Source organism: Thermoanaerobacterium sp. CMT5567-10 (assembly GCF_030534315.2).
Lineage (GTDB): Bacteria > Bacillota > Thermoanaerobacteria > Thermoanaerobacterales > Thermoanaerobacteraceae > Thermoanaerobacterium.
Map to the genome: position 1 here is coordinate 282,267 of NZ_CP130558.2, position 20,982 is coordinate 303,248.

General features: G+C 32.2%; 20 protein-coding genes, 1 tRNA gene, 1 other RNA gene and 2 other annotated features (1 of these 24 cut by a window edge). Of the genes, 3 read left to right on the forward strand and 19 right to left on the reverse strand.

The genetic code is table 11. From position 1 onward, the window contains the following. Positions 1-169: a binding site (T-box leader), on the reverse strand; it reaches 139 nt to the left of the window's first position. Between the two features lie 103 nt (positions 170-272). From Q2T46_RS01560 to Q2T46_RS01605, 10 genes are all read right to left on the reverse strand, one after another. Next, positions 273-566 (reverse strand): thiamine-binding protein, encoded by a 294-nt coding sequence (locus Q2T46_RS01560; protein WP_253667002.1) that lies wholly within the window; start codon positions 564-566, stop codon positions 273-275. Positions 567-568: 2 nt separating this feature from the next. Continuing rightward, positions 569-1,276 carry a 5'-methylthioadenosine/adenosylhomocysteine nucleosidase gene (locus Q2T46_RS01565; protein WP_303264554.1) on the reverse strand — a complete coding sequence of 236 codons (708 nt, stop codon included), beginning with the start codon at positions 1,274-1,276 and terminating at the stop codon, positions 569-571. A gap of 51 nt (positions 1,277-1,327) precedes the next feature. Next, positions 1,328-4,111 carry an isoleucine--tRNA ligase gene (gene ileS, locus Q2T46_RS01570; protein WP_303264553.1) on the reverse strand — a complete coding sequence of 928 codons (2,784 nt, stop codon included), beginning with the start codon at positions 4,109-4,111 and terminating at the stop codon, positions 1,328-1,330. A 54-nt stretch (positions 4,112-4,165) separates the two neighbouring features. After that, positions 4,166-4,374 (reverse strand) — a binding site (T-box leader). Between the two features lie 44 nt (positions 4,375-4,418). Then, complete coding sequence (locus tag Q2T46_RS01575) at positions 4,419-4,664, reverse strand: TM1266 family iron-only hydrogenase system putative regulator (RefSeq protein WP_303264552.1); 246 nt, start codon at positions 4,662-4,664, stop codon at positions 4,419-4,421. Continuing rightward, the gene (locus tag Q2T46_RS01580; protein WP_013297706.1) at positions 4,654-5,142 is read right to left on the reverse strand and encodes a DivIVA domain-containing protein; all 489 of its coding nucleotides are present in this window, start codon (positions 5,140-5,142) and stop codon (positions 4,654-4,656) included. Before Q2T46_RS01580 ends, Q2T46_RS01575 begins: the two co-directional genes overlap by 11 nt. Before the next feature lie 25 nt (positions 5,143-5,167). Then, positions 5,168-5,908 (reverse strand): RNA-binding protein, encoded by a 741-nt coding sequence (locus tag Q2T46_RS01585; RefSeq protein WP_132775316.1) that lies wholly within the window; start codon positions 5,906-5,908, stop codon positions 5,168-5,170. A 26-nt stretch (positions 5,909-5,934) separates the two neighbouring features. Further along, on the reverse strand, positions 5,935-6,225 hold the full coding sequence (locus Q2T46_RS01590; RefSeq protein ID WP_013297704.1) for a YggT family protein: 291 nt from the start codon (positions 6,223-6,225) through the stop codon (positions 5,935-5,937). A gap of 16 nt (positions 6,226-6,241) precedes the next feature. Further along, entirely contained in the window at positions 6,242-6,652 is a 411-nt protein-coding gene (locus Q2T46_RS01595; protein WP_303264551.1) for a cell division protein SepF, read from the reverse strand. Next, entirely contained in the window at positions 6,653-7,354 is a 702-nt protein-coding gene (locus tag Q2T46_RS01600) for a YggS family pyridoxal phosphate-dependent enzyme (RefSeq protein ID WP_303264550.1), read from the reverse strand. It abuts the gene before it with no gap. 11 nt (positions 7,355-7,365) lie between these two features. Continuing rightward, positions 7,366-8,553, reverse strand: coding sequence for an HlyD family efflux transporter periplasmic adaptor subunit (locus tag Q2T46_RS01605; protein WP_303264549.1), 1,188 nt, complete (start codon positions 8,551-8,553; stop codon positions 7,366-7,368). Positions 8,554-8,910: 357 nt separating this feature from the next. Here Q2T46_RS01605 and Q2T46_RS01610 point away from each other — a divergent pair, with 357 nt between their 5' ends. Further along, complete coding sequence (locus Q2T46_RS01610) at positions 8,911-11,013, forward strand: glutamine synthetase III (RefSeq protein WP_303264548.1); 2,103 nt, start codon at positions 8,911-8,913, stop codon at positions 11,011-11,013. A 128-nt stretch (positions 11,014-11,141) separates the two neighbouring features. On the opposite strand, the gene Q2T46_RS01615 is transcribed toward Q2T46_RS01610, so the two are convergent. The 8 genes from Q2T46_RS01615 to Q2T46_RS01650 all read right to left on the reverse strand — a co-directional run bounded on the left by Q2T46_RS01615 (position 11,142) and on the right by Q2T46_RS01650 (position 17,291). Beyond that, positions 11,142-11,214, reverse strand: a tRNA-Ala gene (locus tag Q2T46_RS01615). Between the two features lie 20 nt (positions 11,215-11,234). Next, positions 11,235-11,588, reverse strand: a transfer-messenger RNA (tmRNA) gene (ssrA, locus tag Q2T46_RS01620). Between the two features lie 4 nt (positions 11,589-11,592). Continuing rightward, positions 11,593-12,060: an SsrA-binding protein SmpB gene (smpB, locus tag Q2T46_RS01625; protein ID WP_303264547.1), complete on the reverse strand. Its 468-nt coding sequence runs from the start codon at positions 12,058-12,060 to the stop codon at positions 11,593-11,595. Positions 12,061-12,149: 89 nt separating this feature from the next. Next, positions 12,150-14,297 carry a ribonuclease R gene (gene rnr, locus Q2T46_RS01630; RefSeq protein WP_303264546.1) on the reverse strand — a complete coding sequence of 716 codons (2,148 nt, stop codon included), beginning with the start codon at positions 14,295-14,297 and terminating at the stop codon, positions 12,150-12,152. A 146-nt stretch (positions 14,298-14,443) separates the two neighbouring features. Then, positions 14,444-14,965 carry a hypothetical protein gene (locus tag Q2T46_RS01635; RefSeq protein WP_303264545.1) on the reverse strand — a complete coding sequence of 174 codons (522 nt, stop codon included), beginning with the start codon at positions 14,963-14,965 and terminating at the stop codon, positions 14,444-14,446. After that, positions 14,940-15,464, reverse strand: a complete 525-nt coding sequence (locus Q2T46_RS01640) for a hypothetical protein (protein ID WP_303264544.1) — start codon at positions 15,462-15,464, stop codon at positions 14,940-14,942. The genes Q2T46_RS01635 and Q2T46_RS01640 overlap by 26 nt, the downstream gene beginning before the upstream one ends. Further along, positions 15,461-16,630, reverse strand: a complete 1,170-nt coding sequence (locus tag Q2T46_RS01645; RefSeq protein WP_303264543.1) for a hypothetical protein — start codon at positions 16,628-16,630, stop codon at positions 15,461-15,463. The genes Q2T46_RS01640 and Q2T46_RS01645 overlap by 4 nt, the downstream gene beginning before the upstream one ends. 49 nt (positions 16,631-16,679) lie before the next feature. Continuing rightward, positions 16,680-17,291: a hypothetical protein gene (locus Q2T46_RS01650; protein ID WP_303264542.1), complete on the reverse strand. Its 612-nt coding sequence runs from the start codon at positions 17,289-17,291 to the stop codon at positions 16,680-16,682. 469 nt (positions 17,292-17,760) lie between these two features. On the opposite strand from Q2T46_RS01650, the gene Q2T46_RS01655 reads away from it, so the two are divergent. Then, positions 17,761-18,999 (forward strand): IS110 family transposase, encoded by a 1,239-nt coding sequence (locus Q2T46_RS01655; RefSeq protein ID WP_174664688.1) that lies wholly within the window; start codon positions 17,761-17,763, stop codon positions 18,997-18,999. A gap of 400 nt (positions 19,000-19,399) precedes the next feature. Here Q2T46_RS01655 and Q2T46_RS01660 read toward each other — a convergent pair whose 3' ends face one another. Then, entirely contained in the window at positions 19,400-20,218 is an 819-nt protein-coding gene (locus tag Q2T46_RS01660) for a helix-turn-helix transcriptional regulator (RefSeq protein WP_303264541.1), read from the reverse strand. Between the two features lie 287 nt (positions 20,219-20,505). Between Q2T46_RS01660 and Q2T46_RS01665 the strand changes: the two genes are divergently transcribed. Further along, complete coding sequence (locus tag Q2T46_RS01665; protein ID WP_303264540.1) at positions 20,506-20,943, forward strand: hypothetical protein; 438 nt, start codon at positions 20,506-20,508, stop codon at positions 20,941-20,943. Positions 20,944-20,982 lie beyond the last annotated feature (39 nt).

Sequence of the window (20,982 nt, forward strand, 5' to 3'; positions counted from 1 at the left end):
GATTTCTCGATACCCTGTCATTTTAACGGTAGACCACCGGGTAATGCTACTTTTAGTTCACACACCATCTCACAGGCCCATTCAATAACGCCGTCAGTGCCTGGCTCTCACCATCCCAGGCTCGCTTTGACTTAAAGCGATATTTACTATTCCTGCTCATCGACTTTACCAACTTAAATTAATTTAATTATATAACGTGTTGAATTGTATGTCAATAGGTTTTATTTTGTCTTAAATAAATTCAAATAATCAATCGCTCAGAATAATTCATTTTACTTTGATATATATTTATTCATCTTCTCATCTATTGTTACTCCATCTGGCTTATAATCTATTTTTACAATAGAGACAACTCTTTTCGCGCCTTCCTTTACACATATGTCTTGCGCTTTCTTTACAATATTCAAAAGAATGTCAATATCGCCCTCCATAGTAGTTTCCATGGGACTTACAAAATACTTAACACCCGTTGACTTTATGTAGTCAATAACTTTATCTACAACAGGATAAATCATTTCTTCTTCAACAACAGGTAATACTTGCAAACTTACATTTACTACATTCATCTTCATATCTCCTTAATCATGTTTATCATTTCTTTTACAATATTGCTGGACACTATAGAAGCTTTTTTGACAAATAGATTAAAATCACTTGTAGCATTTCCATCCGCATTGTCGGAAATGCTTCTTATTATAACAAATGGTATATCGTTAAGATACGCAGTATGAGCAATTGCAGCACCTTCCATCTCAACCGCATATGCATTAAATTGCTGTCCTAGCCTTCTTGCTTCCTCTTTCGATGACACAAATCTATCACCTGATACAATCCTTCCGACATAAGTCTTTCCATCTATATTGTCATTGGCTGCTTTAAGCGCTATGTCAATCAGATTTTTGTCTGCTTTAAATACGCTAGTCTTCATACGGGGTATAACTCCTAATTCATCGCCAAATGCTGTCGTGTCAAAATCATGTTCTATCGCATCAGATGATATGACTATGTCCCCTACGTTTATTCCGCTTTTTATCCCTCCAGCAACACCAGTATTTATTATACAGTCAACATTAAATTCAGATATCAATATTTGCGCTGCTATAGCTGCATTTACCTTTCCTATACCTGATCTGACTAATACTGTATCTAATCCATTATTTAGAATTCCTTTATAAAAGACCATGTCTGCGCGATTTATAATCTCTATATTGCTGATAAATTGTTTAAGTATATCAATCTCTTCTTCCATAGCACCGATAAGCCCGATCTTATTCACTTACAAATTCTCCCTTCGCTTTTTAATGTGAAAAAGGGAGATATCTCCCTTTTAAATATGTGAAGCACACCTTGCACAAATCGTTGGATGTTCTTTATCCGTTCCTACTGTTTCACTGTACATCCAGCATCTTTCACATTTTTCACCTGGCGCATGGCTAATTTTAATTGCTAGTTTATAATCTTCACTTCTATATGAATTATCAGGTATATTGTCATCCTCATTATGAAGAACCGTATTCGATACGATAAATACCGTATTAAGATCTTCTTCAAACTGCTTCAAAAATTCGTACAAACCGCTTGATGCGTATATATCAACCTGTGCTTCTAATGAGTGACCTATTTCTTTATTGGCACGTGATATCTCTAAAGCTTTTGAGACATCTTTTCTTATGTCAAATAATTTGTTCCACTTTTCAACTATCTCTTTATTATCATATGCATCATTAGGCTGTGGCCAATCAGCTAATTGAACGCTTTCGTAATTATTATTTGCATCATGTTTCATATAGCTCCATATCTCATCTGCTGTAAATGTCAATACTGGCGCTATAATTCTTACAAAACCGTCTAATATTGTATATAACGTCGTCTGAGCTGCTCGCCTTTCTTTAGATGCAGCAGGAAATGTATAAAGCCTGTCCTTTAGTATGTCAAGATACAGATTGCTCATATCTACAATGCAGAACGTGTGAACAAGATGCAAAAAATCGTAAAATTCGTATCTATCAAAAGACGACGTTACATCCTTAATAAGCTCATTGAACTTGTAAAGGGCCCATTTGTCTATATCAAGAAGCTCTTCGTACGGTAAAGCATCTTTATCAGCATCAAAATCGTACAAATTGCTTAAGAGGAACTTAGCTGTATTCCTTATCTTTCTATATGATTCCGTCATCTGCTTTAAAATTTCTTTTGATATTCTCATATCAGAAGTAAAATCAGCAGAAACAGCCCACAGTCTTAATATATCTGCTCCGTACTCTTTTACTACATCAGCAGGATCTATGCCGTTTCCAAGAGATTTTGACATCTTGCGTCCTTCACCGTCTACGACAAATCCATGTGTCAACACGTTTTTATATGGTGCCATTCCTCTTGTAGCAACAGACGTTAAAAGCGATGACTGGAACCATCCTCTATGCTGGTCAGAACCCTCAAGGTATAAATCTGCAGGCCACCTAAGACCTTCAGTAGTTTCTAAAACCGCCACATGGCTTGAACCAGAATCAAACCAAACATCCATTATATCTGTTTCTTTTCTAAACTCTGTAGAACCACATTCACATTTTGTACCCTTCGGCAATATTTCTTCTGCTGTGTATTCATACCAAGCATCAGAGCCTTTTTCACCAAACAATTTTTTAACTGCATTTATTGTATCATCATTAATCAATTCTTTACCACAATGTTTACAATAGAAAATCGGAATCGGGACACCCCATATCCTCTGCCTCGAGATACACCAGTCATGTCTATCCCTAACCATATTTGTAATCCTGTCTTCGCCCCATTCAGGAATCCAGTTTACTTCTCTTATTGCATTTAAAGCTTCATCTCTAAACCCATCAACAGAAGCAAACCATTGCTCTGTAGCACGGAATATAACAGGATTTTTGCATCTCCAGCAATGTGGATACGAGTGAGTTAATGTTTTTGACGCTAATAAAGCATTGACTTTTTCCAAATCCTCTTTTATGACTTTATTGGCATCAGCATAGAATAATCCTTTGTATTTCCCGGCTTTTTCTGTAAAGCGACCTTTATCGTCAACAGGATTCAAAACATCAAGACCATATTTCTGTCCAACTATAAAGTCTTCTTCACCATGGCCTGGTGCAGTATGAACACATCCTGTACCAGCTTCTAATGTTACATGATCACCTAATATAATAAGCGAACTTCTGTCAAATAAAGGATGTTTAGCTCTCATCCCTTCTAAATCTTTACCTTTAAATGTCGCAATTACCTCACGATTCTCAAGGCCTGTTTCCCTTTCTATATCATCAAGCATGTCTTTCGCCATTATGTAGATCTCTTTTCCATATTTGGCTAGCACATAATCAAATTCCGGATTTAAACATATAGCAAGGTTGGCAGGTATAGTCCAAGTTGTCGTAGTCCAGATTACAAAATACAAATTATTTAGGTCATCAACAATTCCTTTGAACTTTCCAAGATCATCAATTACTCTAAATTTAACATAGATTGAATCTGAGGTCTCATCTGAGTATTCTATTTCAGCTTCTGCTAAAGCTGTTTCGCAGTCAGTACACCAATACACAGGTTTTAATCCCTTGTAGATGTACCCTTTTTTAGCCATTTCACCAAATACTTCTATCTGCTTTGCTTCATATTCTGGTTTTAATGTCAAATAAGGGTTTTGCCAGTCACCTCTGACTCCTAACCTTATAAACTGCGACTTTTGCTTTTCAATTTGTGAAAAGGCAAAATCGCGACAGACCTTTCTAAACTCAACAGGACCTACTTCATTTCTTTTTATGCCCAGTGTTTTTATTGCCTGCTGTTCAATTGGCAAACCGTGGGTATCCCAACCTGGCACATATGGTGCATCAAAGCCTCTCATTGTTTTATATTTTACAATCATATCTTTTAAAACTTTATTCATGGCTGTACCAAGATGTATATCCCCGTTGGCATATGGCGGTCCATCATGAAGAATAAATTTTTCCTTCCCCTTATTTTTATTTAATGATTTATGATATATATCCATATCATCCCATTTTTTTAATATCTCCGGCTCTCTCAAAGGCAGATTCGCCTTCATTGGAAAATCTGTCTTAGGCAAATTTAATGTTTTGTTATAATCCATCAGTATACCTCCTATAATTAAATAAAAAACATTAAAAAACAAAAACCTCTCACCCACAGGGACGAGAAGTCGCGGTACCACCCTAATTATTAAGGTCAAGCCTTAATCACTCATCGAATAACGGGTATATCCCGGCTTAGCTTACTAAAATTTCAGCCAGCAGCTTCGAGGTGATATATGTCAAATAAACTTATTGGCTTACACCAACCGCCAACTCTCTTAAAAGTTTAATTTGCATAAATTGTCCTCATCATCGCTTTTCACATTTTAAATAATTATACAATAATTAGAAAAGTACGTCAACATATTAAATAGTAATAGCTGATTTCACTTTGACACCTTCAATGCTTCCAAGCTTCCCAGTTAAAGCTCCAATATCATCTGTCGTTCCGTCAACAATAATAGATATTATTGACACATTTCTTTCTTTATACGGAATACCCATTCTTCCAACAATTATATTGGCATACTCGCTTAAAATACGATTTACTTTCTCAGATGTTAATTCTCTATTTAGAACTAATATACCGATTACAGCAAGCCTATTCCTCATCGTTTTTCTCATCCTGCTCCTCGTCAAAAAATTCTCTATCATCAATCGATAATACAGCCTCTAGTTCTCCTTCAAGAAGAGCCTTAAATTTAGCCTTAAAAATATTAAGCTTTCTTTTCTGATTTTCAAGTTCCGTCCTTATTCTCACAACTTCTTGATTTGCTTTTTGCATAATCTTTTCTGCTTCCTGATGTGCCTGCTGTATAATTAAGTCAGCTTCTTTTTTTGCATTTTGTTTTAAATCTTCTGCAGATTTTTGTGCAACGACTAAAGTATTATTTAGCGTCTTTTCTATATCTGTATAATTTTGCAACTTATCGTTTAAGATGTTAACCCTATCTTTCAGATCCGAATTCTCCTTATACAGTAGCTCATAATCTTCCATCACTTTATCTAAAAATTCATCGACTTCATTTTCATTATATCCCCTGAATGACCGCTTAAATTCCTTGTTATGTATATCCATAGGTGTTAACATGATTCTCACTCCTTATATTCTTTTGTTACTTATATTTCAAAATATTAACATATATTCTACCTTTTTTAGTTGTACCACCAACAGCTTCAAACTTAATTCTACCATGACCTCTTAAAGATATGATATCACCTTCTTTAACTTCAAAAGAAGGCTCTAACTTCGTTTCCCAATTAACTTCGGCCAAACCAGCTTTTATCAATTCAGATGCTTTCGTCCTGGATAATTTAAATCCTGAAGCAATAATGCTGTCTAATCTTATAGATGCAACAGTTGTATTTATATCATCGTATTTTACTTCCGGCTCCATGATTTCATCCAAATTTATTGAGTATACATTAACCCTCTCTTTGCCTATCTTATGTAAATTTATCAAGATATAACTGGCTATATCATTATGAACAACAATATCACAACTCTCTTGTCTTTTTATTATATCGCCAACTTTATCTCTTTTTATACCTAACCCAAGGATGGAGCCTAACACATCTCTATGGGATAATTTCGATAAATCACCGTTTATTCTAATGGCACTTATCGGTGCTTTGTATGCATCTACTGCGTTTCTAAATTTGGGATATATATGTGCTATCTTTCTTTCGGCTGCATCAAATCCGCCAATAAACCCACAATTTATATCGTCAAATTGTGTCATCAACTTTAGCAGTATTTTTTGATCCCTCAAGCTTAAAAAATCGGTATACCTATCTCGTTTATTTTTCTGAACCCATTTTGCTATATCTTCTAGCCTTGCTATACTGTAATCCATATCTTCACCTTTTAAAACTTATTAATTCATATTAATGAAACTATATTAATTATAATTGGCCTTATAATATACTGTATAACCAACATCGCTAATATTGGTGAAAAATCTATCATCATGCTTCGTCCAATCGATGATTTAAATTGTAATCTTCTAAACGGATCCAATATAGGCTCTGTGACTGTAATCACAAATCGTGATATAGGATTACTCATATTTTCCATTCTTAACAAAGATAGTATCACCCTTATTAAGATGAGCCAATTTACAATTTCAAAAAAGTAATTTAGTGTTAACACCAATGCATAATTTGTTGTCAAATCATACCCTCCTTATTTATTTTAGATTAAACATAGAATCTACTTCATCTTGTATATCACCTGCTATATCGAAATTATCTGGCACGATTAAAAATATACTATTAGCGATTTTCTTGATTTCACCATTTAAAGCAAAAATAGCACCACTCAAAAAATCAATAAGCCTTTGTGCGTCATTTCTTTCCATATTTTGAAGATCAATTATCATAGGCTTTTTATTCTTTATATTGTCTAGTATAGTTTGTGCTTGTTCAAAATTCTCTGGCTTTAAAATGATGACTTTTATCTGTGATTGCGTATGTATATTTACTATCTTAGGTTTTTTATTAAACGGTATCTCATTTTCAACCTTTTCCTCTATGCTTTCATCTTCTTGTTCGTCAAAGCCAAAAAAATTCATCAATCTCTCGATTACTTTGGCAGCCATTTATTTTACCTCCATATTATATAATCTTTTACCAAAAATTCCTGTGCCTATACGTACTATATTTGAACCTTCTTCAACAGCAACTGTATAATCATTTGTCATACCCATAGATAAATATTTAAAGTCTACATTTTTTTGACTAATTCTTTTAGCACAATCAAATAACTCCTTCATCTTTTTAAAATAAGGTCTAACTTGCTCTGGTTCCAGAAAAGGAGCTACCGTCATCAGTCCCCTTATTCTAATATTATCAAAAGATTCAAGGCTTTTAATAAAATCTATTACGTTCAAAGGATCGATACCGTATTTAGATTCCTCTGAGCCTATGTTTACTTCAACAAGGCAATCCATCACAATATTATTGTTATACGCTCTTTTATTTACTTCTTGTGCAAGATGTACACTATCAAGTGAATGTATCATCTTAACTTTATCTATTATGTATTTTACCTTATTAGTTTGAAGATGACCTATAAAGTGAAACTGAACTTTATCCTTTAAAGCAGGATACTTATCAATTAGCTCTTGGACCTTATTCTCACCAATATCTGTTATTCCATTGTCTATTGCTTCTTGTATTCTCTTTACATCTACCGTTTTTGTAACAGCCATAATTAAAATATCGTCTGGATTTCTATTTGCCTTTTGTGCATTTACTTTAATATTATTTTTTATTTCTTCGATATTCAAACGTATATCCATAAATACCCCTCTTACTTCTTTAAATAATCTTTTCCATTTACTAGAATCTGATCATACATTTTTAAGCTGTCATCTTTGCTTTCTATTATCGCATTTTCATTGTTTTGTGCTTTAATGCTTATTTCTTTAAAAACAGGTAAATCATTATCACCTAATTTGTAAATCCCATATTTGCCATTTTCATATACGATAGATGAGTTTGGCACTATAAAACCATCATAATCATTTATTATCAAATTAACACTAACTTTTCGTTTTTTATAAAAATCGCTGTAAGCATCTTTCATGCTTATAACGGCTATATGAGAATTTTCAGATATCGAATAAATTTTTACAATATTTCCATCCAATAATTGCCCATTTTCTTCAATAATGTCTATTTTTACATCTTTTCCTTCTTTTAACTTTTTCCTTTCATCATTGTTTAAAACAACCAATATATACCAATTATAATTATTTATCAACTTAACTATTGGCTCACCTTGTTTTACAGAACCTGTCCGTTCTATTGGTTCTTTTTTTATCAAATTAATATCATTGTTATTTACGTTAAATAGTTTATTAACATCCAATATATCTTCATAACCATCAAAAAAATTGCTTACAATACCCGCTTCAGGCGAATAAATTTTGTATAAATTTTGAGAAATAATATATTCCAATTCCTTTTTTTGGCTATAAAGCTCGTCCAGATTTCGGACCGACGCAGGACCATTTTTTAAAATCTGCTCTTTTTTACTCATCAAATCTTCAATTTTCTTCTTTATATTATTTGTAACTTTACTATCTTTTGATTCTTTGTATTCCTTATTTAATTCGTCTATTTGACTGTTTAAGCTTTCTATGTCATTCACATATGGATTTAAAGCCTTATCGCTTTTTATATCTTGTATTTTCTTGTTGACTGAATTTAGCTCGGCCAATTTTTCCTTATCAAAAGACTGAGATACAACTTCTGCTATTTCTTTCCCTTTTGGGACTCTTGTCCCATCTTCAACAATCATATTTAACTTACCATCAATCGGTGAATCTATTATCATCTCATCCAGTACTATGTAACCATCTGTCTTTATTGACTCAGACAAAGTACCATATCTAAGTGGAACAGTTTTATCTCTGCCGCTTATGGTGTTTATAGAAACTTTTCCTATGTATAGTAGAACAATCAATACTATAAAAACATTAAGTATCTTTTTCATATAACCACCTATGATAATATTCTATAAAAAATCAATTTTTCCTTCTTTTAATTTTGGCTTTTAAATTTATTTTATCATAAATTTAAAACATATGGTTAGCTAAATTTAAAAGAGTTGCATATTAATTATATCTTTACAATGTATCCAAGAAAAATTTGTACAATGAGTTTTTAAAGATACTTGCATTCGTAAGAATTTTATGCTAATATTTAATTAATTATTTTGTATAAAAATTTAATAGTTAATAAATGAGACAAGGGTGTTTCATTAATATTTAAGATGTGTATTAATGTTACCCTTGTTTTGTTTTACTTATATTTACCATATTTACTATTATTTAAATGAAAGGGGATCTTTATGCAAGAGAACTCATTAAAAACTATTTTTGGCGAAAATGTATTTAATGACGCAGTCATGAGAGAACGCCTGCCAAAACAAACTTACAATGCTTTAAGAAAAACAATCGATGAAGGGCTTCCTCTTGACCCAAAAGTTGCTGACGTAGTCGCAAATGCAATGAAAGATTGGGCTATTGAAAAAGGAGCAACACATTTTACACACTGGTTTCAGCCATTGACAGGTATTACTGCAGAAAAGCACGAATCTTTTATTTCACCTACACCAGATGGAAAAGTTATAACAGAATTTTCAGGCAAAGAACTTATTAAAGGCGAGCCTGACGCATCATCGTTCCCTTCAGGCGGATTGAGAGCTACATTTGAAGCAAGAGGTTATACTGCATGGGACTGTACATCTCCAGCATTTGTTAAAGATAATGTTCTTTACATCCCAACAGCATTTTGTTCATATACAGGTGAAGCATTAGATTTAAAGACGCCGTTATTGCGTTCGATGGAAGCTTTGTCAAAGCAAGCTTTACGTGTATTAAGATTATTTGGCAATACAACATCAAAAAAAGTAATTACTACAGTTGGACCAGAACAAGAATATTTCTTGATAGACAAAAAATTATACGAAAAACGCAAAGACCTCATCTTAACAGGAAGGACATTATTTGGTTCCAAATCACCTAAAGGGCAAGAAATGGAAGATCATTATTTTGGAACAATAAGAGAAAGAGTTTCCACATTTATGAAGGAGCTTAATGAAGAACTTTGGAAACTTGGTATATCCGCTAAAACGGAACATAATGAAGTTGCCCCGGCTCAGCACGAATTAGCACCAATTTTCAACACAACAAACATAGCAACAGACCACAATCAATTAACAATGGACACAATGAAAAAAGTCGCTTTGAGAAATGATCTGGTATGTTTGTTACATGAGAAACCATTTGCAGGTGTAAATGGCTCTGGAAAACATAATAACTGGTCTATGAGCACAGATGACGGTTTAAATCTTTTAGATCCTGGTACAACACCACATGAAAATGCACAATTTTTAGTATTTTTGTGCTCTGTAATTAAAGCAATTGACGAATACGCAGACCTACTCAGAGTGTCATGTGCAACACCTGGAAATGACCATAGGCTTGGTGCAAACGAAGCTCCACCAGCAATAATTTCAATATTCCTAGGTGAACAACTAACAGATATCTTAGAGCAAATAAGTGAAAGTGGCAGTGCTACAAACTCTAAACAATGTGGAGAATTAAAAATAGGAGTAACAACACTGCCTACACTCCATAAAGATTCAACAGATAGAAATAGAACATCTCCATTTGCATTTACAGGAAACAAGTTTGAATTTAGAATGGTAGGTTCATCATCATCTATAGCAACTGCAAATTACATCTTAAATACTATTGTTGCAGAAGTTCTATCAGAAGTTGCCGATAGGCTAGAAAATGCTAATAACTTTAATGAAGAAGTTCAAAAAATACTGAAAGAGATTGTCACAAACCACAAACGCATTATATTTAATGGAAATGGATATTCAGAAGAATGGGTTAAAGAGGCTGAAAAGAGAGGTCTTCCAAATATCTCTTCAACAGTTGATGCTATACCTGCTCTTTTGAAAGACAAAAATGTAAAAGTCATGGAGAAACACGGTGTATTAAACAAAGTCGAATTAGAGTCTCGCTATGAAATAATGCTAGAAAACTATGCAAAGACGATAAACATAGAAGCATTAACAACGCTTGATATTGCTAAGAGACAATTATTGCCAGCAGTTATTAAATTTATAAAAGAAGTTGCTGATTCCGTAAATGCAGCAAAAAGTACTGGATTAGACGTTAAAATTGATGCACAATCAGATTTGTTGGCTGAGGTTTCCTCGCTGGCAGCAGAATTCAAGAAAAGAATTGATAACCTTGAAAATGCAGTAAACAGCGCAAGCAACATTGAAAATGATTCTTTTGCTATTGCAAAATATTATAGAGACGAAGTATTTACTAAAATGGGAGAACTGAGAGAAATAGGCGATAAATTAGAAACTTTAGTTGATGCTGAAATTTGGCCACTTCCAACATACGCAGATATGCTATTCTATGTGTAAAATATTCTATATACTAAAAAAACTATTGGGTGCAATCCCAATAGTTTTTTTATTTTAATTGGTTTTATAAAAAATTAAAAAGGATTTCGATACTTCTATATTTGAACGAAATCCTTGAAATTTCACAATGGAGACGAAGAGACTTGAACTCTCGACCCCCACAATGCCATTGTGGTGCTCTCCCAACTGAGCTACGTCCCCAGACGAAAAGTTTATATGTATGGTGGAGGTGCGGGGAGTCGAACCCCGGTCCGAAGGCGTCACAGTAAAAGCTTCTCCGAGCGCAGTCACTGTTTTTACATTCCCTCCGCAGTTCTCCCAGTGACAGGATAACTGCTTCAGTAGCTTCATAAAATCCGATTTATCTCAAAGCTTTGATAAATCAGTTCCCCACTAAATCGACGCCCAATCCTTTGATGTGGGAATCAAAGGTTGAACGGCTGCTTATTAATTAAGCAGCGTAAGCTAAATTATCGTTGTTTGCGTTTATTTTTAAGTCCACCGTTTAACGAGCAGATGGAACCTCGACTCGCTACTTTTACCTCGACTGCCCCCGTCGAAACCAGTACACCCCCATATTTATATATGTTGGCTTTCTTTAAAATGCCTTTCTATTTCCCTTTTAGCATCTCTTCTTGCCATATCTTCTCTTTTATCATATAATTTCTTACCTCTAGCTACAGCCAACTCAATTTTTACGAGTCCATGTTTTAAATAAACTCTTAGTGGTACTAATGTATAGCCTTTTTGAGTAACATAACCAGTCAATTTATTTATTTCTCTCCTGTTTAGAAGCAATTTCCTTGTTCTAAGAGGATCTTTATTAAATATATTGCCTTTTTCATATGGGCTTATATGCATATTGTATAAGAAAACTTCGTTGTTTTCAATACGTGCAAAGCTGTCCTTTAAATTAACTTTGCCCATGCGGACAGATTTGACTTCTGTACCAAAAAGCACAATACCCGCTTCATAAACTTCATCAATAAAATAATCATGACTGGCTTTCTTATTCTGTGCTAATACTTTAATATTTTCGCTTGTCATAAGATAAACACCTTTTTCACAAAATCACCCTACTTGTGTCAAACAAATAGGGTCTTTGCTTATCTATTATAACATATTAAAATCTCCTGTCAAGCGTCTTTATCTTTATTGGCTTCATCAGGAGACGCCAAGACAAAATCTATTTCTCTCCTATCTACGTTAGCACCTACTACTTTTACATACACAACGTCACCTATAGAAAACTTTCTTTTCGTTCTTTCTCCTATCAACGTATATGTTTCATCATCATAATGGTAATAATCATCATCAAGGGTATCAATATCGACTAATCCTTCTACTGTGTTGTCTAGCTCTACAAAAAATCCGTAATTTGTCACATTTGCAATTATGGCCTTATAAACATTTCCAACTCTTTCTTTCATGTACTCTACTTTCTTCAAATCTTCTATTTCTTTCTCTGCAGAATCCGCTGCTCTTTCCCTTTCAGAAGCTTTTAATGAAATGTCATTTAATATTTTGTTATAATGTTCCTGCCGCTTCTCATTCAATTTTCCATGAATATTCTCTTTAATAATCCTATGAATTATCAGATCAGGATACCTTCTTATAGGTGATGTAAAGTGTGTATAATACTGCGTTGCAAGTGCATAATGACCTAAATCCTCTGGACTGTATCTAGCCCTCTTCAATGACCTTAATAAAAGCGTCTCAACGACTCTTTGTTCATTCTTGCCTCTCACTTGCTTTATAAGCTCTTGCAATGCTTTTGGATGTATCTCATCTCCTCCGATGCCTTTTATATGATAACCTAAATTGTGTATGAATTTATTAAATGCCATCAACTTTTCCATATCCGGATGCTCATGAACTCTATACACAAATGGCACGTTAATCCAATGCATGTGTTCGGCAACTGTCTCATTTGCAACAAGCATAAATTCTTCTATTATTCTATGTGCTATATTCCTTTCAACTTTTACAATATCAACAGGCTTCCCATTTTCGTCAACAATTATTTTTGCTTCTTCAAAATCAAAGTCTACACTACCGCGCCTTTTCCTTCTTTCTAAAAGTATTTCTGCTAAATCTCTCATATTATTAAAATCTTCTATTAAATCTTTATATCGCTCTTTTAACTCATCATCATTTTCTTCTAAGATTTTGTACACATTAGTATATGTCATTCTTTCTTTGCTGCGTATTATGCTTTCAAATATATCGTGATCTACAACATTACCGTTTTTGTCTATCTTCATCTTTACCGTAAGTGTCAATCTGTCCTCAGACGGATTGAGACTGCATATACCGTTTGACAATCTGTGTGGCAACATCGGTATGACTCTATCTATAAAGTACACGCTGCAGCCTCTATTTAAAGCTTCCTTATCAAGCTCAGAACCTTCTTTGACGTAATGACTGACGTCTGCAATGCTGACATAAAGTACATAATCGCCGCTATCAAGCTTCTCTACTGCCACAGCATCATCAAGGTCTTTTGCATCTTCTCCATCTATCGTTACAATATTTAAATGGCGCAAATCTATCCTTCCTGATATCTCCTCACCTGATATTTTCTCTTCTATATTTTCTGCTTCTTTCATGACTTTCTTTGGAAATTCTTCAGGTATGTTGTATGAGCGAATCACTGACAGTACATCTACTCCAGGATCATTTTTCCTACCTAAAATTTCAATTATTTTTCCTTCAGGACTTCTCCGCTTTTCCGGCCACTTAGTTATCTTAACTACCACCTTCATGCCATCTTCGGCATTCATGGTGTCAGATTTTGAAATAAATACATCTTGTGTGATGCTTCTATCATCGGGAACTACAAAACCAAAGTTGCGGTTTTTCTCAAAAGTGCCGACAATGGTAGAATTAACCCTCTTGAGTATTTTTACAACTTCTCCTTCCCACTTCTTTCCTTCTACTTTTTTTATTATACGAACCAATACAATATCATTCTGCATTGCACTGTTTAAATTGTCTTTAGAAATAAATATATCCTTAATGTTTTCATTTTCAGGTATCAGAAAAGCAAAACCTCTAGATGTGGCATCTATTTTGCCTTTTATTATATCAAGTCTTTCTGATAAAGCATACTTTTCATTTTTTGTTTTATATATTGTCCCATCTTTCTCTAAATCCTTCAATAGATCTTCAACAATTCCTTTTTGACTGTAATCCACATCAAGCATTTTTAAAATATTTTCAATCCTTGAGGGTTTGTAATTTTCGTCATTAAAAAGCTCTAACAATTTATCCTTAAAATTCATACCGATTCCTCTCAATCTATTAAATTAAGTCTAACATATTAATATTAGCCAAATTTCTTACATAGTTAATTTTCCATTTATCTATTATAATTATAACATTTAAAATGTGAAATATTGAAGAAAAACTATAAAATAATTTTCATTTTTTAAATATGAATTAAAGGTATTATTAATGCTAATCCAGACAATATCATTGAATCTAATAACGAATCAATAATATTAGAATCTGTATACTTCCAATAACTGTAGAAAAGTGTAATTGGAAGCAGTATTGCATTCATCCAAATATATGTGTTAGAGTATATACTCCATGGGATATTTAACACAATTAAATTAAATAATGACATTATAGCCCATACCAACGTTAGTGGCACAAATGCTAATAAAATAATTGCAACACTAGAAACCAATAAATTATTATGTTTTTCTTTTACTCTAATTAATCTTATTATTACTAATATTGGATATAAGTAAACGAATTTAAAAAAGTATACTATACTAAGCATAATGAATCCACTTTCGAAAAACACTTTGCTATTACCTGTAAAAGATTTAAACTGACCTAACACTGTTACAGCTATTGATATAAAGATAAAAATTAATAGTAAAAAAATTTGTTTAAATGAAGCATGATATATCTTTTTACTTGATAAAAGCCATGACTTCATATTGTTCTATCACTCCCCCCATTACAATTAATGCTATGCCTATTAAAAATGAAGCAATTTGATATTTACTGTATTTTCTATAAACAAGGTAATTCAACCCAATATACATTGAAAAAAGTACAACAAATGTAATACCAATTGACTCTGGTATAACAAAAAAACATTTAGCAACTGAATTAATTTTAATTGTTTCTATCCATAAAGACCACCAACTAAAGAGATACAGGATAGTGAAAAGACCGCCACTAATAAGCCCTAGTATCCCAACCAGTAAAGATAAAGAAAGATTATGAATTATTATTTTTATCCATAAATTTCTCAATTCAGGTTTTTCAAAAATACCCATTCGATTTAATATATCTAAAATGCCACTACTAATTTCATCATTTGGTCTAACTCTTAATCCGCTAATTATTCCCATTAAAATTGGTATTAAAGTAATAATTAATGGGATCATATTAAAATATCTACTTTTTTTAATAATTTTTATCACTTTCATTTTTGCTTTAACCTCTCTATTAATTTAATAGCTTGGGTCCTATATCTATATTTATATTTTTCCGGTAACATAATATCTCCATATGCTAACTCTTGCAAGGCTTTTATCGCATTATCAATGCCTATTTTTCTGATAGCAAACTCGTCTGCTCGTTGCTGACACTTTTGTTCGATTTGTATAAAAATTATTAATATTAAACAAATCACAGATACTGCTACAATAATCAATTCCCAATAATCATAATGTAATTTTTTCATAAAATGTAAATAATCAATAATTAACACAGAAATATAAACACCCCATGGAAAAATTACAGGTGAAAAAAAATTCCTCATCATATTATTATAACGATCCTTAATATGGCCTTCTTCATGGGCAATTACATAACGTAAAATATTTTGATTTTTAGATATAAGGGAATTAACAAAAATTTTTCCCTTATGCGCCATCCCCAGCGGACAACCTTGCAAAAAAGGCATTATAGGACTTTCATAGACAGCATAATTACCATTATTTAAAATCTGTTTACTAAATATAACAGCAGATGAGTTTTTATAATTTGATGTAGAAAATACATATGGCCCAATAAAATAAAAATAAAATAATATTATACTGGTATCAAATATTATATGTCCTGAAAATTTTTCAGGCATACCTAACAGTATCAAAACAGTTGCAATATAATCATAAAGTTTTATTATTCCAATTGGTGCAATAATCATTAATACTAAACCTATTATCATGATAATTATTGTTTTTATATATTCGACTTTTCTTATAGGTTCTATATTTTCAATAAATAAGTGACTCATGTCTATTGGTATGCAAATTTTCTTTAAGCCTGATAATACAATTATATTTTTTTTAATCTTCTGATTCTTTGAACCTTGAAGAAGAAAATTAAGTGTTGTCCATGTATTCGTAAAATAATACTCTTCTTTCTTGCAGATTGGACGCATTTTAATCGATTTTAATTCAGGTAATCCCGATGCTAAAATATTTATAAATAAACTAGATATAAAAAATAAAAGATACCTTGAAAAATTAGTATGTAAGAATCCTTGTTCAAGTGGTGTTAATAATGCAAAAACTTCTACTCCAGAAAAACACCAAGATATAAGAGCGGCGCGGACTATCCACGCCGCTAATTCTGCCAAAAGAATCAATTACAATCATCCTCTCATCTCTATATGTGTGTAAATAATTATTAGTAAACTAAGACACTAAAGCTGTAGCCGCTGCTATGCCAATACCTGCAGCTATTTCAGGAGCATAAACTATAGTATAAACAACAGCCCAAAAGCCTGCAGAATTATAAAGATCACATAAGTATTTCCAGTTATTTCTTATATAGTTAAGTACCTCTCTTAATGTCTCTCCACTAAAAATTGACGACGCAATAGAATTAAGATCTGGTGTTTTACCTGTAAGAAGATAATACGCTAACGCATCCGGTTCTTGTTGATTATTTTCTATTTTTAAAGAATTCTTATTAAACAAGTAATCCGCAAGTGGATTAATTTTGCTTGTCACATGAAATGTCTTCAAACTTTCCTCATCTGTTATTGTTATGTCATATTGATTATTCGAAATTGGAGTTACTTTAATAGCCACAGTAGATGTTTTGCCTTTTGAATCTTTAAAGTTAACCACACCGTCGAAAGAACTCTTCCTTGTCACAGTCAATACATTATGTCCATTTCTAGTGATATTCAATGTCTTTGTATCATTTGAAACAGACATTGAAATTTTATCTTTTCCTTGAACATTTAACGTTTGTGCGCTTGCTGATATTATACCTCCTCGTATAATTATTTTTGTAGACAATAAATTTGTCTCACATCTTAAAATTTAATAAAGCACATTGATAATTGGAAATTACCTCTTTTTCTTTAAAACATTATTTTGAAATCACATCTATTGCCATGTATCTAAAATATCAAATTAAGTACATGGCACAGGCCGCCACATCTTTTATTTTACGGCCTTTATGTTTACTTTTGAGATAACTTGTAGCATTATTATACTGTAAAGTTAATATGGGACAGGCTTTTGTCCTCCATGCGGTTTTTCCGCTCTTTAAAGTATGGTCCCTACACCAGATTTGCCTTTTCTCACGCGAAATCTGCTTTGTCGTATATAAACCCCTGGCAGCAGAGGATTCAGGTTTATATACTAATAGCTAATTGCGAGGTTGCTACATAATCTGGTCGCTAGGTTATCTCAAATTAACTTTCAATCTACACCATTACCTTTGAAAGGAGGTGCTATAGCCTTGAATAAACTTTTCGTAGGCATGGATATAAGCTTGGATGATGTCAAGGTTCATATTCTAGACCAAGACGGTAATGATGCTTGCTCTCGTTTTTCTGTAGATAATAATCCTTCTGGTTGCAATATTTTAGTGTCTCATATCTTGGATTGTTGTAATAAATACAACGTTCAGAAGGTTTTTATTGGTCTAGAATCTACTTCAGTCTATGGTTGGCATATTCAGTATTATTTAGCTGACCATGCTTCCTTGAAGCCTTTTAATCCTTCTGTAACTACTTTTAATGCTAATACTGTCAAGGCTTTTAAAAAGTCTCTTGGCGATTTGCCTAAGAATGACTGGGTTGATGCTTTTGTTATTGCTGAAAAATTAAGGTTTGGAAGGCTTCCTAAATCTTGTCCTGTAGATTTTAGATATCTTGCTCTCCAAAGGCTTACCCGCCATCGCTTTCACATTGTTGATAGTATTGTCAGGGAGAAAAATTATTTCCTAAGTAATCTGTTTCTTAAATTTAGTGGCTTATGTCAGATTAAAGTTTTTAGTAATAATTTTGGTGCGGCTGCTACTGAAATATTTAATGAGTTTTTAACTCTTGATGATATTGCGGCTCGACCGCTTGAAGATCTTATTGCCTTTTTAGTTGATAAAGGCAGAGACCATTTTAATGACCCTAATGCTACGGCTAAATTACTCCAAGATGCTGTACGCAAATCTTATAGAATCAACGCTAATGTAAATGATTCTTTGAATTTTGTTATCAAGTCTTGTCTTGATAATATACAGTATCTTGAAAAGCAGAAGAAAGCTTCTGAAAAGACCATTGCCAATGAAGTCAAAGGATTTAAGAATCAATTTCTTTGTCTTACTTCAGTAAATGGCATTGGTCCAACTATAGCAGCTGGCCTAATATCTGAGATAGGCGGAATATCAAGGTTTGATAATGATAATGCCCTTGCAAAGTTTTCCGGCATATATTGGTCAGAATACCAGTCTGCGGATTTTAAAGCGGAGGACACTTATTTAAAACGCACTGGTAATGAATATCTCAGATATTACTTTATTCAAGCAGCCGACCAACTTAGGAAATATTGTCCTGAGTTTTCACAATACTATGCTCGCAAATTTAATGAAAGTAAAACTCATAAACACAAACGTGCTTTAGTTTTAACGGCACGCAAAGCTGTAAGGTTAGTCTTTGCTCTGCTGCGCGAAGAAAAACTTTATAAACCACCAGCAATGAAAGGAGATGATTGTAAATACTAACATAATATACTATTTCCATAATTAACATATATTCCCATTGCTGTTTTTAGTAATGGTTAGCTTTGCTATGCTCTTTTTTAGCTGTTTTTTTAAAAAATTTTTTTAATTTTTTTCAATCATCCCTTGACATATTACCGAAATACTAACAGTACTAGCATAGCAAGAAGTAGCGCTACAGTCTTTTTTGCAAAAACTCTTCTGTATAATTTTAACATTCATCATTACCTCCTGTGTTTATTATTAAACATCCAACGGCCGTTTTCTGTTCATTTACTATTATAAACATTTGTACAAGCTTGAAAAGTTACCAAATTCGTCGATTTTTTAGTCAATATTTGTCGAACATGGTCGAAAGCATGAGTGGTTATTTTCATAAAATATTTCAGTATTTAAAATATTTTTATAACAACCTACCTCTAGTATCTATTATATCAGCATCTATAGCATTTAAGACTAATGTAATATCATTTTTTGCCTTAAATTTAAATTTTAATTTATTAATATGCCGTCTTAACGTTGTTTCTGAAATATTCATTTCATACATTATTTCTTTTCTATCCATACCACATGCTAAAAATGACAATATTGATTTTTCTGTTAAACTTAGTCTCTTATCTATAACATTACATTTTCCATATCTATACATAATCATTTCTTCTATGTACATTGCAATATTCTTAAGCATAATACCTTGCTCCTTAATACTTGAAATATTAATACATGAAATATCAAGATATGCAATTATTTCTCCATTTAAACTATCAAATATTGGTATGGCTGTACAATACCAGTTCCTGAATAAATCGCAATAATGATCCTTACCACATAATTCAGCTTGTCTTTTGTGTTTCATAGCAAGATTAACTGCATTTACACCACAGTCTTCAATTCTTAAACTGTTACCTTCTGAAAAATGCAATTCATTAAAGTAATCAATTAATTGATCATCATATATAAGCTTAATTATATAACCATTTTTATCGCACAAAATAAAGAAATACCCATTTGCAATAAGAAATTTATATCTAGTACTTTTTCTAATGAAATTATCAAGTAAAGATATTAAATAACTATTTTCCTTTTTATATCTTATCAATTTTTCTTCATCAATCTTCATATCGAACGATTTTTTATCTGGTTTGATATTCATAAGCAATGATTCCCCATATGAGAAAATTAATTCATTACATCCTCTTTTTATTATAGTTTCATTGTCCATAAATACCTCACTCCATAAACTTATTGTTATTTACTTAACATATATATTCTATTAAAATACAAAAAATCCTTCAAAAAATTAAAGGAATAAATCAATAAATTGTAATAAAATAGATAAAAATCAAAATCCAAGGAAATATTTGATTTTACATATGATAATAGTGTAAAATTAAGTAAGGATCAGTAGCAGCTTATTATTAGGCTTGCTAAAATTCTAAGGAGGGTATTATTATAAAAAAGAAACACAAAATACTGTTATTATTTATTTTAATAACCTGTTTTTTTATATTGCTTTTTTTAAGACAAATACAAGCAATTTCTATAGTTATTTATGAAGGGCATACAGTTAAAATTACCTCTTTACATTTCAATAATATTGGTAGACCATTAACTGTAGTAAATGCTATTGACAGTAACGGTAATAAAAATATTTATTTTATAAATCAAATTCATTTTTTTAATCCACATTTAGAATATATTGTCAACTCAAAAGATGGTATTTCAAGAGAAGATGCAATATCAATTGTAAATAATAATAAGTTATGCGCCGATATTTGGAAAATAGAGTTGAAACACGAGACAACAGAAAATCCTAGAAAGGATTTAGTTTATTGGGGGATATTAACAAATAAATACAGCTCATATCCAATGATTTTTATTGATTTTTACACAGGGAAATATAAAGTTATAGATAAAAATGGCAAAATAATTAAAAGCAATATGTAAAAGGCTGCTTGACAAAATATGCCAGCAGCCTAAAAAGTT

Coding starts and splice junctions, on each gene's coding strand:
- Q2T46_RS01610 (WP_303264548.1), top strand. CDS start 8,911: ATGCAAGAGAACTCATTAAAAACTATTTTTGGCGAAAATGTATTTAAT.
- smpB (WP_303264547.1), bottom strand. CDS start 12,060: ATGACAAGCGAAAATATTAAAGTATTAGCACAGAATAAGAAAGCCAGT.
- Q2T46_RS01655 (WP_174664688.1), top strand. CDS start 17,761: ATGGATATAAGCTTGGATGATGTCAAGGTTCATATTCTAGACCAAGAC.
- Q2T46_RS01640 (WP_303264544.1), bottom strand. CDS start 15,464: ATGAAAGTGATAAAAATTATTAAAAAAAGTAGATATTTTAATATGATC.
- Q2T46_RS01660 (WP_303264541.1), bottom strand. CDS start 20,218: ATGGACAATGAAACTATAATAAAAAGAGGATGTAATGAATTAATTTTC.
- Q2T46_RS01605 (WP_303264549.1), bottom strand. CDS start 8,553: ATGAAAAAGATACTTAATGTTTTTATAGTATTGATTGTTCTACTATAC.
- Q2T46_RS01635 (WP_303264545.1), bottom strand. CDS start 14,965: ATGAAGTCATGGCTTTTATCAAGTAAAAAGATATATCATGCTTCATTT.
- Q2T46_RS01585 (WP_132775316.1), bottom strand. CDS start 5,908: ATGGATTACAGTATAGCAAGGCTAGAAGATATAGCAAAATGGGTTCAG.
- Q2T46_RS01580 (WP_013297706.1), bottom strand. CDS start 5,142: ATGTTAACACCTATGGATATACATAACAAGGAATTTAAGCGGTCATTC.
- Q2T46_RS01600 (WP_303264550.1), bottom strand. CDS start 7,354: ATGGATATACGTTTGAATATCGAAGAAATAAAAAATAATATTAAAGTA.
- Q2T46_RS01595 (WP_303264551.1), bottom strand. CDS start 6,652: ATGGCTGCCAAAGTAATCGAGAGATTGATGAATTTTTTTGGCTTTGAC.
- Q2T46_RS01575 (WP_303264552.1), bottom strand. CDS start 4,664: ATGAGGAATAGGCTTGCTGTAATCGGTATATTAGTTCTAAATAGAGAA.
- rnr (WP_303264546.1), bottom strand. CDS start 14,297: ATGAATTTTAAGGATAAATTGTTAGAGCTTTTTAATGACGAAAATTAC.
- ileS (WP_303264553.1), bottom strand. CDS start 4,111: ATGGATTATAACAAAACATTAAATTTGCCTAAGACAGATTTTCCAATG.
- Q2T46_RS01560 (WP_253667002.1), bottom strand. CDS start 566: ATGAATGTAGTAAATGTAAGTTTGCAAGTATTACCTGTTGTTGAAGAA.